This is a genomic window from Roseospira navarrensis (genome assembly GCF_009601025.1).
Classification (GTDB): Bacteria; Pseudomonadota; Alphaproteobacteria; order Rhodospirillales; family Rhodospirillaceae; genus Rhodospira; species Rhodospira navarrensis.
Genome location: NZ_WIVE01000012.1, coordinates 1 through 14,078, shown reverse-complemented (window position 1 = coordinate 14,078; position 14,078 = coordinate 1). Strand labels below are relative to the sequence as shown.

The window sequence follows — 14,078 nt, the reverse complement described above, 5'->3', positions numbered from 1 at the left end:
GGAGCTGGGCCGTGCGTGTGGTCAGTGGGACGCGGGTGGCAGACGCCCCCAGCGGGTTCCGGGCCATCAGCCGGGACGCCGCAATGCGGCCCTACGTCGACAACAACTACACCTATACCCTGGAGACGATCATCCAGGCAGGCCGCATGGGGATGCCCGTCGTCTCGGTGCCGGTCCGAACCAATCCGGCCACGCGGCCGTCACGGTTGTTCCGTGGCATGTGGTCCTATGTATTCCGGTCGCTCTGGACGATCATCCGGGTTTTCATCCTGTACAAACCGCTTCGGTTCTTCGCGATCATCGGCACCCTGGTGGCCGTGCCTGGTGTCCTGCTGGGGCTGCGATTCCTGATCTCCTTCCTGACCGATCAGGGCGAAGGCAAAATCCAATCCCTGATCCTGGTGGCCATTCTGATCCTGGCGTCGGTGGTGATCTTCGCCGCCGGGGTGCTGTCCGATCTGGTCGCGGCCAATCGTGTGATGCTGGCCGAGGTCCGGACGCGGTTGTTGTGCGAGCGACTCGACGGTGTGCGAAGGGGCGACGCGGCCCCGCCGCAATAGTCGCCCGCCGCGCCACGCTGGTTCACCGCGTTCGGCGGACTCTGTAAAGATTTGTTAAGCGCTTGCCCCTAGTCTTCAGACGGGTGGGTTCGGCGGCCGTATCCCATGAAACAGGGGGCGACTGACGGAACTCTGCCCGAAGTAGCGCGCTGTGGATAGACGCCAAGGCACCGAAAAAATCCGAGCGGGTGTGTAATGGCCGTCACAGTGGACCCGTCCGGGCTGTCCTATGATGCTCGTGTTGGGGGCAGGGAATGAGGCCCCGAGAGTGTGGACGGAAGAGTCGGACCAGACACTGGTCGGGCGGTGGTTTTTGGGGCGCAAGAATGCGCACGTTCAGGAGGAAGACCCATGTTTGAATCGATCAAGATGTATCTGACCGCTCTGCGTCGCGACGAGAAGGGTGCGACCGCGATTGAGTACGGCCTGATTGCCGCCCTGATCGCCGTCGTCATCATCGGGGCCGTGACCATCGTCGGCACGTCGCTGACCGGGACGTTCGGTACGATTTCCGGTAGCCTGGGCGGTGGCACTGGCGGCTGATCGCGACCCTGTTGACAGGCCTCCTCAGGCCCAGGCGTCGTGCTGACGTCGTCGCCTGAGAGAGGCGCCTCGGAACGGCCCGCTGGCTCAAGGCGGGCCGTTGCCGTGTCCGGTTGATGGCGGTGACGGAACCCCTCATGGACGGATTGACCCAGTGGCTGGCGTTCACGGTCGTCGCGTTGTGCTTGGCGGCGGCCATTCAGGATCTTTTGAGCCGCGAGATCGCGAACGGCTTTTCCGTGGCCATTGTCGTGCTGTTCCTGGCCATGGCCCTGATCGGTCCCTACAGCCTCGCCGCCGTCACCGCCGTGATCGGACCGGCCCTGCTCGTGTTCGCCGTGACGGCTTGCCTGTTCTGGCTGGGCCTGTTCGGGGGCGGCGACGTCAAGCTGGTCAGCGCCACGAGTCTGTGGATCACCCCGGGCCATCTTCTCGCTTTTCTCTTGTGCGTGCTCCTGGTGGGGGGCGTGCTCGCCCTGGTGTTCCTGCTGCGTCTGAAGGTGGCGCCAAAAATGCGAGGGAAACAGGGCTTTGCCCGGCATTTCTTTACCGAAGATCAAGAAAGCCTGAATAGCATACCGTACGGACTGGCGATTGCAGTGGGCGTCCTGGCCATGTGGCGCATCGGCGCCATGGGCCCATCCGTGTCCGCGGGGACGGGATAAACCCGCCGTCGCGCCGCCGAGGTCACGCCGCCGCATCCGCCGTCCCTGACCGGAAGGAATCTCGGATATGCGCGCGATCTTGTTGCTGGTCCTCGCCATCGCCGTCGCGGCCGCGGGCGGCGCGGCGTACCTCGTCAACGACTACCTCCAGGCCCAACGCCAACTGGCCGAGGACGCCGGGCCCGCCCTGCCCACGTTCACGGGGCAGCGGGTGCTGGTGGCGGACGAGACCATCCCGGCCGGCACCGCGCTGCGGTCGTCCATGGTCCGGTGGCAGCCCTGGCCTCCGGAAGACATCATGCCCGCCTACAAGGTCATCGGTGACGCCGAGGGCATGACGGAGCGTCAGGTGTTCCGCCAGCGCTCCGCCCATGAAGAGGTCATGCAGGGCCGCATTGTCCGGCGCACCATCGCCGCCGGCGAGCCCATCACGGACCGCATGGTGTTCGAGCGGGTCAACGCCAACTTCCTGGCCGGGGCCCTGAACCCCGGCATGCGCGCCATCGCCTTGCCGGTCAACCAGGTCACGGGCACGGCCGGGTTCATCCTGCCCGGCGACTATGTGGATGTCGTCCTCACGCACGATCTGCGCGATACGCTCCCGCGCGGTGTGGATCAGGGTGGCGCGGGTGCGCCGATCTCACGGTACGTGGCCGAGACCATCATCGAGTCGCTGCGCGTTCTGGCCGTGGACCGGGTGTTCCAGGACACCGAAGCGGAACCCAAGGTCGTGCAGACCGTGACGGTGGAAGCCTCGGCATCCGAAGTGGAGATCCTGAATCTGGCCCGCCAGATGGGCTCGGTGACCCTGACCCTGCGCGCCCTGAGCGATCGCCAGGCGCCGGTCGGACTGGCCGCCCTGCTGGGCTTCGGCGAGGCCGCCGGCGCGCCCGAGCGGGACATCGTGAGCGACCGCAGCGTCAGCCGCGCCCTGGACTACATGATGCGCGGCTCGCAGGAGGAGGAGCGTCTGCGCCGCGAAGCCGAACTGGCGGCCGAACGCGCGCGTCTGCTGGCCGAACTGGATCTGGACGACGAGCCCATGCCCCCACGGCCCGCCAGCCCCTCCACGCCGGCGCAGGCCGCGCCCGAGCCTCAGGGACCGGACTGGGAGGTCACCGTCTATCATGGCGCGGACGGACCCACGGTCTATTCGGACCAGGGCGGCGGCCAGGCGTGGGACGGCGACGATCAGTCGGGTGGCGACTCGGGGCCCGGGACCGGACTCCCTGACATCGGGCCGGATGGTGACCCCCTTCCGTTGACGCCCGACATGGAGCGAGAAATCCCCATAGAGGAATAATTTGTTTACCGTTTCTCATGTACAAGGAAAGGAGTTTGGTGCAACATACGGATCTGATGCCATTTTTGGCCAACTGGGTTTGGCAGGTCCCACCGCTGGAGGATTGTGTGTCGTGTTCCCGGTCCGAACAGCAGACTCAGTGGACGACCGCATCGTAGTGCGCGTCCCCCGTTCCGGCCCGGAGCCGAAGGCCCGGGTCCGCCTGCGCACGTCCGTCAGCACGGTGGCCCTGGGTCTCCTGGCGGCTGCGCTCATGACGATTCCGGCCGGCGCGGCGGATGGTGACGACGCCCGAGGGGCGCTGATGCGCACCCTTGACGCCATGCCGCCCATGACGACGCCCGCCACGCCGGCGGCCGCGGGCGCGCAAGGGGGCGAGGGCGGCGCGGCGCGCACCGTCCCGCTCGATCCGCTGCCCCCCATGGCTGGGTCCGCGAGACCGGCGGCGACGACGCCACGCCCGGACACGCCACAGGACGCGCCGACGCCGTCTCTCGCCGAGAGACCGCGCACCGGGCCGTTCATGCCGAGCCGTCCGCTGAACGAGGGCCTCGAGTCGGTGGCGCGGCCCGCCGCGCCTGATCCGACGCCGGAGTCGGACCCGGCGGTGTCCGCCGCGCCGTCGCCAGCGCCGTCGCCGACGCGCGATGCGCCCGCGCCGACCCCGGAAGCGATGCCGCAGCCCGACTCGGTCGCGGAGTCGTTGGCGCAGGCTCCCGCGCCGGGTCCGTTCGTGCCCGCGCAGCCCGTCGAGGCCGCGCCCGCGCCCCCGCCCCGCACCGTCCTGCCCGCGCGGACCGAACCGCCGATGCCGGTGCGCCGCGCGCCGCCGCCGGACTGGCTGCCGGCCGCCGACGGTCAGGCCGCCGCGACACCGGCGCAGCGCGAAATGACTCCGGCCGTTCCCGAACAACGCCGCCGGCTGTCGCGCGGTGTCCACATCATGGGCAATACGATCATCGCCACCGTGGGCAAGGCCATCACGCTGGAGCTGGACCGCGCCGTGGCAAGCGTCATCATCGCCGACCCCTCGATCGTGCGCGAAGCGGTGATCGACCGCCGGCAGGTGGTCCTCGTCGCGGAGGGCGTGGGGTCCACGAACATCATCATGCGCGATGCCCAGGGCCGGAGCATCCGCATGTACGAAATGGTGGTCGAGGCGGATATGGAGGGGCTGCACCAGGCGCTCGCCGCCGTGCTGCCCGAAAACCGGGTGGACGTCACGCCAACCCAGAACGGCGTGGTCCTGAGCGGCCAGGTCCGCTCCGCCGCCGACGCCGCCAACGCCGCCAGTGTGGCCAGCCAGTTCGTCGGGGGCGGCGGAGCAGTCATCAACTCGCTGGCCATTGCCGGCGACCAGCAGGTGCTGCTGCGGGTTCGGGTGGCCGAGATGAACCGGTCGGCACGGAAGTTCCTGGCGACGGACACGAACTTCAACGTCACCAATTCGCCCAGCGACACCGCGTTCCGCAGCTTCAATTTCTTCAATCAGAACACGGTGACGAACGGGGCGATTGGGGTTCTCGCGATGGGGGCGACGGCCGGGTCGACGGGGCCGCTCGGGACCCTGTTGATCGGGGACTTCGGAATCAGCGACGTCACGTTCAGCGCGCTGGAGGAACGCGGGCTCGTGCGGCTGCTTGCCGAACCGTCCTTGACCGCGATCTCCGGCGAGACAGCAAACTTCCTGGCCGGCGGTGAGTTTCCGGTGCCCGTGGGGCGGGACGACGACGGCAACATCACCCTGGAGTTCAAGGAATTCGGGGTGAAGCTGTCGTTCACGCCGGTCGTGCTGTCGGGCAACCAGATCAGCCTTCGGATCAATTCGGAGGTGAGTCGGATTTCGGAAGAGAACTCCCTGACCCTCGCCGGCGTCTCTATTCCCGGACTCAGCACGCGCCGGGCGGAAAGCACCGTGATGCTGCCCTCGGGCGGCAGTTTGATGATCGCGGGCCTGTTGCAGACCGAGGACCGCAATGCCTTCCAGGGGTGGCCGGGGCTGATGGACCTGCCCATTCTCGGCGCGCTGTTCCGCAGTCAGGACTTCCAGTCCGAGCGGACGGAACTCGTGATGACGGTGCAGGCCTTCAAGGCCCGGCCGCGCGAGTTCGGTCCAGAGTTCGCGTTGCCGACGGATGGATTCCGGCCGGCCGACGACCTGGACATCTACCTTCTGGGCCGGCTTCAGAAGCGGTACGGCGACCCGCAGGGTCAGGCCGGACAGGCGTACTCCGTCGCCGCGCCCATCGGCTACATCATGGAGTAAGGCTCATGCGCGCTCAGCACAGGTCCCTGATGGCCGGGACGCGCGTCGCCGCCGTGGCAGCGTTGCTGGTCGGGCTGGCGGCCTGCGGGTCCGCCACGGACGTCGGGGATTACAATCAGCGCTATTCGGTGCAGGCGGACCTTCGGACCTTCCGGGCCGAGATCCCCATGCCGCAGGTGAACGCCGACGGTGGCGGGGCGTCCATCGCCATGGTGCCCGGGTTCATGGAAGAGTTCGATCGCCGGGCCCGCTCGCCCATGCGCGTGCAGATGCCCGTGAACATGTCGCCGCGTGACCAGCAGGCGACGGACATGTTTCTGGAGTGGCTGGACGACCGGGGCGTCCGGACCATCGTGGTCCCCGGTCAGGTGACCGGACCGGCCCCGGATGACGGTTCCCTTGGCCTGTCGTACGACGCCTATGTGGCGGTCGTCCCCAATTGCGGGGACTGGTCCGGTCATACCGGACTGAATCCTCGCAACGCGCCGCACTCGAACTTCGGCTGCGCCGTCAACCGCAATGTCGGGTTGATGCTGTCCGATCCGGGAGACCTGGTGGATCCGCGCAGTCTTGGTTCCGTGGATGGGGCGCGTCAGGCTCTGGTCGTGACGAAATACAGGGCCGGGGCGGCGACGGATGCGGCGATTCCGCGCAGTGAGAGCGGATCGCTGACCGGCATCGGCGAGTGATGAAAAACAGGCCGGCGGACCGGCCCGGTATCGCGACGGCCCCGGTTCGGGGGCGGGGCGGGCACGACAACGAAGGTGGAGTGGGATGCGCATCACGGCGGAAGCCTTTGTCCTGAGCGACGAAACCCGGGAAGCGGTCGCAGCGCTGCAGGACGATGTCCGCATGCGCCGGTCGGAGGTTTCCATCCATCCCGGCGGACTGGAAGAGGCGGCTGGAATTCTGGCCCGCATGGACAGCCCCTTGCTGCTGATCCTGGAGTCCGACAAGAAGGGCGAGGCCCTGTTGACGGAGCTGGACACAGTCGCGGACTACGTCGCACCCGAAACGCGCGTCGTGGTCATCGGTCAGGACAACGATATCGGGCTTTATCGCCAACTGGTCGGCATGGGCGTGGCGGATTACCTGCTCGCCCCCATCACCCCCGACGACCTGATCGATACCGTCATCCGCGTGACCACGGACGAGAGCGAGATGCACCTCGCGCCGCTAGTGGCCGTGATGGGGGTGCGCGGCGGTGTGGGCTCCAGCTCGCTGGCCTGCAACCTGGCCTACAAGCTGGGACGGGACACGGGGGGCGAGGTCGTTCTCGTGGACCTGGACATCTCCGCCGGCACCGCGGCCGTGAACCTCAACCTGTCGCCCCGGCTTTCCGCTGCCGATGTTCTGGCCCAGTCCGAGCAGATGGACTCCATGGCGCTGGATCGGTTCCTGCAGCGCTACGACGATCATCTGATGCTGCTGGGATCGACGGCACAGCTCGACATCTCGTTCCGGCCGCCCAGCGACGTTCTGGAGCGGTTGTTGAACCAGTTGCGGCGTGAGTTCGATACCGTCGTTCTGGACCTGCCGCGTCAATGGTCCATCTGGGTGCGGGACGTGCTGCTGGATGCCTCCACGGTGGTGGTGGTCGCCTATCCCGACCTCAGCAATCTGCGCGATGCGCAGAAGATGCTCGCGTTCCTGCGGGAAAAGCGGCGGATGTCCCTTCCGACCGTTCTGGCGTTGAACAAGGTCGGCATGGCGGCCAAGGCCGAGCTGAGCGCCAAGGACTTCGAGGAGGTGGTGGGGCGCGCGCCCGCGGCCGCTCTGCCGTTCGAGCCGGCGGCCTTCGGGCAGGCCCTGAACAACGGCGAGCCGGTCATCAAGAAAGGCGCGAGCAAGGCGTTCCAGCGGTCGATGGACCAACTGGTGGCCGGGCTCCACCTGGATGATGCCGGCGGCGTGGTCACCAAAAAGGCGCCGCGCCGCGCGGCCAAGTCGGGTCTGCTGGGTGGCCTTCTGGGCAAGAAGAAGAAGATCGCGCGGTAAGGGTGCGGGCCGCGTGCGCCGGAAACGGGCCGGTCTGTAACCGCTGCTACCGCCGGAGCCCACGGATTTGATAGCATAGGGGGGACAGCAACGAGCCACGGCAGGCCCCGCGACGGGAGCGGGCTCGCTTGGCCCGTGCGCCATGGGGCCGCGCGAGGTCCTGTCGCCAGGCAGAAAGTCGGTGCGAGGAGACCACCATGTTCGGACGCCGCGTAGATTCGGGCGGCAAGGGTGCCAAGGTTCCGCCGTCGCCGCCGCCTCGGCCGGAGCCTGTGGACCGGGCCGATCCTCCGGCGTCGCCGTCGGTGGCGAACGATGACCTTCTCGAACGCAAGGGGGCCGCTGCCCCGAGTCCCCAGGCTCCCCGATCCGCGCCGCCGAAAACCGCGCCCCAGAAGCCCGTCGTGATCGACGAAGCCGGGCAGGAGCGGCTGCGTGCGCGCGAGTCCCAGCTCGAAGAAATCAAGATTTCGGTGTTCAACAGCCTGATCGAGGCCATTGACCTCGGTCAGTTGAGCGCCCTGTCGCCGGATGCGGTGCGCGAGGAGATCTCGGACGTCATCAACGAGATCATCTCGATGCAGGACGTCCTGGTGAACCCCCAGGAACAGCAGCAGATCATCTCGGATATCTGCAACGACATCCTCGGCCTGGGGCCGCTGGAGCCGCTGCTCGCCCGTGACGACATCGCGGACATCATGGTCAACGGTTACAACAAGGTCTACATCGAAGCCAACGGCAAGATGGAGTTGACCAACGTCAAGTTCCGCGACAATGCCCAGTTGATGAACGTCTGCCAACGGATCGTGTCCGCCGTCGGCCGGCGCGTGGACGAAGCGAGCCCCATCTGTGACGCGCGCCTGGCGGACGGGTCGCGCGTCAACGTGATCGTGTCGCCCCTGGCGCTCGACGGGCCCACGCTGACCATTCGTAAGTTCCGCAGGGACAAGCTGACCTTCACCGAGTTGGTCCAGTTCGGCTCCATCAGCCCTGAGGGCGCGTCCCTGCTGGAGGTCGCGTCTGCCTGCCGGTGCAACATCCTGATTTCGGGCGGCACCGGCTCGGGCAAGACGACGCTGCTCAACTGCCTGACGAACTACATCGACCATGATGAACGCGTCATCACGTGCGAGGACGCGGCCGAGCTGCAGCTCAAGAATCCCCATGTGGTCCGCCTGGAGACCCGGCCGCCCAACCTTGAGGGCGTGGGCGAAATCACCATGCGGGACCTGGTGCGCAACTGCCTGCGTATGCGTCCCGAACGCATCATCGTGGGCGAGGTGCGCGGGCCCGAGGCCTTCGATCTGTTGCAGGCCATGAACACGGGCCACGATGGGTCGATGGGCACGGTGCACGCCAACAACCCGCGCGAGGCCATCTCGCGCCTGGAAAACATGATCGCGATGGGCGGCTTTTCACTGCCGCCAAAGGCGAGCCGCGAGCAGATCTCGGCGGCCATCACGTTGATTGTGCAGGCGTCGCGCCTGCGGGACGGCTCCCGCAAGATCGTGCAGATCACCGAGGTGGTCGGGATGGAGGGCGACGTGGTGACCCTCCAGGACCTGATGGTGTTCGACTATCTGGACGAGACGCCCGACGGCAAGATCATCGGGCGGCACAGAGCGACCGGAATCCGTCCCGGCTTCTGGGACAAGGCCCGCTACTTCAAGCTTGAAGACAAGCTGGCGCGCGCACTGGAGAAAGCAAGTGATTGACAGTGGCCTGTCGCCGGAAATGCTGGTCTTCGTGGTTGCAGCCGCGTGTTTCCTTTTGATCGTCGCCCTGCTCGGCGGCGTGGCCGCTGTGGCGAGCGACCCGCGCCGGCGGGTGCGCAAACGCATGGACGGCATGGGGCTCACCCGAGGCGGGGAGGCTGTGGCGGGCGGTGGTTATCGTCGCGCCAGCGGCGCGGGCGGGGAAAGCCAGGCCCGCCAGAAGCGTATCCAGGAGAAGCTGCGCGAACTGGAGAACAGCAAGCAGGCCCGAAACCGGCGGCGCAATCGCGTGCGTCTCATGCTGTTGCAGGCGGGCGTGAAGGCGGACCCCCGGACCTATCATCTGCTGACCATTCTGCTGGGTCTGGTCGTGCTGGGCGGCATGATCCTGATGGGGATGAACCCCTTGATCGCGATCGCGGGCGGGATCGGGGTCGGGCTCGGGCTGCCTCGGATGGTCCTGAAGTTCATCGCCCGCCGACGCCAGAACAAGTTCACGTCGGAGTTTCCGAACGCCATCGACGTGCTGGTGCGTGGTGTGCAGTCCGGGTTGCCGGTCAGCGAGTGTCTGGCGATCGTTTCCCGCGAAGTGCCCGAGCCCGTGGGCGGCGAGTTCCGCATGCTTCTTGAAGGCCAGAAGGTCGGCATGGCGCTGAACGACATCATGCAACGGGGCCTGGAACGCATGCCAACGCCCGAGTACAAGTTTTTTGCCATCGTGCTGCAGATTCAGCAGCAGACCGGCGGCAACCTCGCTGAAACCCTGGCGAATCTCTCGACCGTGATTCGTGACCGCAAGCAAATGCGCAATAAGGTGAAGGCTTTGGCGTCGGAGGCCAAGGCGTCAGCCTGGATCATCGGGTCGCTGCCCTTTGCCGTCGCCATCCTGGTGTCGATCATGAGCCCGACCTATCTGGTGCCGTTGTTTGAGACCCGGGCCGGGCATTACATCCTTGTCGGCTGCTTCGTGTGGATGGGGACTGGAGTCGCCATTATGGCCAAAATGATCAACTTCAGGATGTAGGTGCGACATGGAAACAACGTTTCTCGGCATTCCTGTCGTCCAGATCATTTCGGTCCTGTCCTTTGTGGCGGCGTTCGCGACGGTGGTGGTCATCGCTCTGCCGTTCCTGCAGCGCGACCACAAGGCGGCGCGCCTGCGCACCATTTCCCGCGCCCGCGAGGAGCTGGGACGGCAACAGCGCGAGGCCGCGGAACGGCGCGTTGGAGCCCGTTGGCGGCCGAAGCGCAGCGTCAACCTGATGCGGCGCATTGTCGAGCGGCTGGACCTGGAACGCCTGATCTCGCCCAAGGGCCTGAAGCAGATGTTGTCGCGGGCCGGCTACCGACAGCCCTATGCGCCACAGATCTTCGTGGGATTGCGGGTGGTTCTGGCGGTGGGGCTGCTGCTGGGCGCGCTGTTCTACCTCAATGTCGTGATCCAGACGGAGTTGGCCGTCGTTCAACGCTTCGCAATCCTGATCGCGGCCCCGATCGTTGGCTTTTATCTGCCGCAGATCCTGGTGAAGAATGCGGTGACCAAACGGCAGAAGGAAATGCAGCTGAACTTTCCCGATGCCCTTGATCTGCTGGTCATCAGCTCCGAAGCCGGCCTGTCGATCGAAGCGGCGTTCCAGCGCGTCACGAACGAGATCGAAGATTCGTCTCCCATCCTGTCGGAGGAATTCGGTCTGACAACCGCCGAGTTGGCGTTCCTGGGAGACCGGCGTCGGGCCTACATCAATCTTGCGGAACGAACCGGCCTGCCTTCGGCGAAGTCCCTGGCGGTGACGCTTGTGCAGTCGGAAAAGTATGGGACATCGGTCAGTCAGGCTCTCAAGGTTCTGTCGCAGGAGAACCGGGCGGAACGTCTGTCCATGGCCGAACGCAAGGCGGCCGCTCTGCCGGCCAAGCTGACGGTGCCGATGATCGTCTTTTTCCTGCCGGTGCTGATGGTGGTCATCATGGGACCCGCCATCATCAAGATCAACGAACTCTGAGCGAGTCTGCACCATGATCGCCAGCGGTGCCTGCCCGCTTTCCGTCTCCCGGGCAGCCGAGGCGTGATGTAGGTCACTGCCACCAATTCGGCCCTCATGTACGCTGCGCATGGTGGATTGGGCTACCGAGGGCGGTGGCCGGGATTCTGCCCCTGCGGAAGAAGCGAAATGCGGCGATTTGGGATCATGCAGGCGTTGAAGCGCCGGAGGCGGAACCTTCGAACGGACTCCTCGGGCGGCGTCGCCATCGAGTTCGCTTTGGTGATCATGCCGGTCCTGATGGTGGTGTTCGCGATCTTCGAAATCGGGATCATGACGTTGCAGAGCGTCGTGTTGCACGGCGCCCTGGAAGAGGGCGCGCGGCAACTGCGGACCGGACAGGTTCAGAAGATCACCACGGGGCCAACCGACCAGGAACTCGCCTTCAGAACGGCCGTCTGCGACGAGCTTTTCGTGCTGCTCGCCTGCGACGACGTGAAATACGACGTGCGTGGCTACGCCTCGTTTTCCGCCGTCGTGACCAACGCCCTGACCCTTGGCGCGGACGGCATGCCCGAAGACGATGACCTTCAGTTCGCGCCGGGCGGTGCCGAGGAGATTTCCGTGGCCCGGGTCTACAGCCGGTATCGCTTCACGACCCCGTTCCTCGATCAGTTCTTCAACGACAGCCATGGCAGTCGGCTCATCAGCTTCACGGCCGTGGTGAAGGGGGAGCCATGGAATTGATGCGCTCCGTGCTCCGCTGCCGCAAGGGGACGGCGGGCGTCGAGGCAGCACTGCTGCTTCCGGTCCTGATCTCCATGCTTCTGGGGTTGGTGGAGATATCGAAATACATTGAAGCCGCGCAGCGCGCGATGAGCGCGGCCCAGTCGGTCGCCGATCTCGTCACTCAGGACGTCACCCACACCGATGCGTCGCTGGCGGAGATCCGGACGGCTGCCCGTCTTGTGATGGCGCCGCTGCCAACGGGCAACGCCGATTTGTCGATCATGATCGTCAGCGTCGGATTCGATGACGAGGACGGCACCCCGTTCGTGCTCTGGCAAGACCCCTATGCGGGGACGGTCACGGCCGATCCCAACCGGGCGACGGACCTGGGGGATCCGGGAGAGAGCGTGATCATGGTCACGATGACCTACAACTATGACAGTCCGTTCGGCTTTCTGTTCGAGGGTCGCACCTTGACCGAGGAGGCGTTCTCTCGCCCCCGAATCACGAGCAGAATCGCCCTCAACGGCAAGACGGATCACGAGCTATGACACGCGAGACACTTCTGAAGGCGCTGTGTCGCCTTCGCAGCGACAGACGCGGCGCGATCGCCGTGATCGTCGGCCTTGTGATGTTGCCGTTGTTCATGGCGCTGGGGGCCTCGCTGGATCTGGCCATTGCCTACTACCTCAAGTCGCGCCTGGGGTACGCCGTTGACGCGGCCGCCCTGGCGGCGGGATCGACCATCACTGACGATCAGAACGTGCTGGATGACCGCGCCCGGGATTTCTTCGCCGTCAACTACCCGAATGACACGATCGGCTGGGTGCACGACATCAGCGTGACCGAGGTGAACAATATCATCACGGTCAGCGCGAAAGCGACATTCGACACGTTCTTCCTGAAGCTGTTCCAGAAGCCGCAGGTGACCGTGTCGGCCGACGCCGTCATCAACCGAGAGATCAAGGGGCTGGAAGTGGCGCTCGTGCTCGACAACACGGGCTCCATGCGCAGCAACAACAACATCGGCGCGCTGCGCACGGCGGCCACGACGTTCGTCAACATCCTCTACGGCAATGAAGCGGTTCACGACGGCCTCTTCATGTCCATCGTGCCATACGCGGCTTCCGTGAATCCCGGACCCGAAGCCTTCGGCGGCAGCACGACGCCGACCGCGCCGAGCTGGTGGCCGGATCCCAGCAATCCCAACTACGAACCGTACGAGTATGATCCAAACGGCGGGACCCAGTGGAAGGGTTGCGTGATCGAGCGGACCGGCAGCGACCTGATGGGCGACGATAACGCGACCGGATGGGAGCCGTTCGCCTGGGAAGCCGAGGTCTCCAATGATTACGATGTCAACGACATCCCGGGGACCACGCGCTACGATCCGTCCACCTATCAGAATGGCGGCACCGGCCCAAACTTGGGGTGCCCTTCACCGATCCTGCCGTTGATCAACGTCAAGCAGACCCTTCTCGACGAAGTCGCACAACTGGATGCCTGGCACCGGGGCGGCACCATGAGCGATATGGGCATTGCCTGGGGACGGCGCGTGCTGTCGCCGGAAGCGCCCTACACCGAGGGGAAGGCGTGGGATACAGACGACTGGGAAAAGGCCATCGTGATGATGACCGACGGTCAGAGCCAGTTCTACCAGCTTCCCGGCACCGCTGGCCCGAACGAGAAGAACACGTCCGTGAATTCAGATTTCACGGGGTATGAGTGGCTCGAGTCCTCCAACCCCAGGATCGGAACCGACAGCAAGAGTGTGGCCGAAGACCTGGTCAACGGCCGGCTGGCCACGGCCTGCGAGGACCTGAAGGCGCTGGGCGTGACCATCTACACCATCACGTTCACGTCCAGCATCGATGCCGCCACCAAACAGGTCTACAAGGACTGCGCAACCGATGAGACCAAATGGTTCGACAGTCCATCTCAGGCGGACCTTCAGAACTCGTTCAAGAAGGTTGCGATTGAGCTGAGCAAGCTGCGGGTCAGCCGCTGATCCGGCGGGGTTGCCCACCCGCAAACGTCAGAGGGGAGAGGACCTGCCGGTCCGCTCCCCTTTTTTCGGGTCTTCACGGAATATCGGGGTCGGGTGGTTTCCGGACCGTCGCGGCCACCCGAGACAACCCCTCCCCATACATGGGGGAGTTTGGGAGGGGGTTCAGGCTCGAAGCGCGACGCCAGAGGGGCCCTTCTGGTCCCCCGGACATCCATGAGGCCCCTTTTTTTCGATTGGCTCAGTTTGCGTTAGATATGCATGCTGGTTGTTTGGGCGAGATAAGTCCGGCGATGCATGCCAGGATTGCACGGG

Annotated in this window: 13 protein-coding genes; all 13 read left to right on the top strand. The window is 65.6% G+C overall.

Going from position 1 to position 14,078, the window contains the following annotated elements; translation table 11 throughout:
* Positions 1-35 precede the first annotated feature (35 nt).
* The 13 genes from GHC57_RS19485 (at position 36) to GHC57_RS05765 (ending at position 13,766) form a co-directional block, all read left to right on the top strand.
* Entirely contained in the window at positions 36-560 is a 525-nt protein-coding gene (locus GHC57_RS19485) for a hypothetical protein (RefSeq protein WP_211369126.1), read from the top strand.
* A gap of 351 nt (positions 561-911) precedes the next feature.
* On the top strand, positions 912-1,103 hold the full coding sequence (locus GHC57_RS05820; protein ID WP_170294709.1) for a Flp family type IVb pilin: 192 nt from the start codon (positions 912-914) through the stop codon (positions 1,101-1,103).
* Positions 1,104-1,240: 137 nt separating this feature from the next.
* A complete protein-coding gene (locus GHC57_RS05815) occupies positions 1,241-1,768 on the top strand; it encodes an A24 family peptidase (protein WP_170294708.1) in 528 nt (175 codons plus the stop codon).
* 67 nt (positions 1,769-1,835) lie between these two features.
* On the top strand, positions 1,836-3,071 hold the full coding sequence (gene cpaB / locus GHC57_RS05810; RefSeq protein WP_153342136.1) for a Flp pilus assembly protein CpaB: 1,236 nt from the start codon (positions 1,836-1,838) through the stop codon (positions 3,069-3,071).
* A gap of 157 nt (positions 3,072-3,228) precedes the next feature.
* Positions 3,229-5,337, top strand: a complete 2,109-nt coding sequence (locus GHC57_RS20410) for a pilus assembly protein N-terminal domain-containing protein (RefSeq protein ID WP_153342134.1) — start codon at positions 3,229-3,231, stop codon at positions 5,335-5,337.
* A 5-nt stretch (positions 5,338-5,342) separates the two neighbouring features.
* Complete coding sequence (locus GHC57_RS05800) at positions 5,343-6,026, top strand: CpaD family pilus assembly protein (RefSeq protein ID WP_153342132.1); 684 nt, start codon at positions 5,343-5,345, stop codon at positions 6,024-6,026.
* Between the two features lie 85 nt (positions 6,027-6,111).
* Positions 6,112-7,335, top strand: a complete 1,224-nt coding sequence (locus GHC57_RS05795) for a CpaE/TadZ family protein (RefSeq protein ID WP_153342130.1) — start codon at positions 6,112-6,114, stop codon at positions 7,333-7,335.
* 404 nt (positions 7,336-7,739) lie between these two features.
* Positions 7,740-9,050 carry a TadA family conjugal transfer-associated ATPase gene (locus tag GHC57_RS05790; RefSeq protein WP_343031119.1) on the top strand — a complete coding sequence of 437 codons (1,311 nt, stop codon included), beginning with the start codon at positions 7,740-7,742 and terminating at the stop codon, positions 9,048-9,050.
* Positions 9,043-10,074 (top strand): type II secretion system F family protein, encoded by a 1,032-nt coding sequence (locus tag GHC57_RS20405; protein ID WP_153342126.1) that lies wholly within the window; start codon positions 9,043-9,045, stop codon positions 10,072-10,074. The genes GHC57_RS05790 and GHC57_RS20405 overlap by 8 nt, the downstream gene beginning before the upstream one ends.
* A 7-nt stretch (positions 10,075-10,081) precedes the next feature.
* Positions 10,082-11,050 (top strand): type II secretion system F family protein, encoded by a 969-nt coding sequence (locus GHC57_RS05780; protein WP_153342124.1) that lies wholly within the window; start codon positions 10,082-10,084, stop codon positions 11,048-11,050.
* Between the two features lie 186 nt (positions 11,051-11,236).
* Positions 11,237-11,776 carry a TadE/TadG family type IV pilus assembly protein gene (locus GHC57_RS05775; RefSeq protein WP_170294707.1) on the top strand — a complete coding sequence of 180 codons (540 nt, stop codon included), beginning with the start codon at positions 11,237-11,239 and terminating at the stop codon, positions 11,774-11,776.
* The gene (locus GHC57_RS05770; RefSeq protein WP_153342120.1) at positions 11,767-12,309 is read left to right on the top strand and encodes a TadE/TadG family type IV pilus assembly protein; all 543 of its coding nucleotides are present in this window, start codon (positions 11,767-11,769) and stop codon (positions 12,307-12,309) included. The genes GHC57_RS05775 and GHC57_RS05770 overlap by 10 nt, the downstream gene beginning before the upstream one ends.
* The gene (locus tag GHC57_RS05765) at positions 12,306-13,766 is read left to right on the top strand and encodes a TadE/TadG family type IV pilus assembly protein (protein ID WP_153342118.1); all 1,461 of its coding nucleotides are present in this window, start codon (positions 12,306-12,308) and stop codon (positions 13,764-13,766) included. Before GHC57_RS05770 ends, GHC57_RS05765 begins: the two co-directional genes overlap by 4 nt.
* The last annotated feature ends 312 nt before the right edge of the window (positions 13,767-14,078 follow it).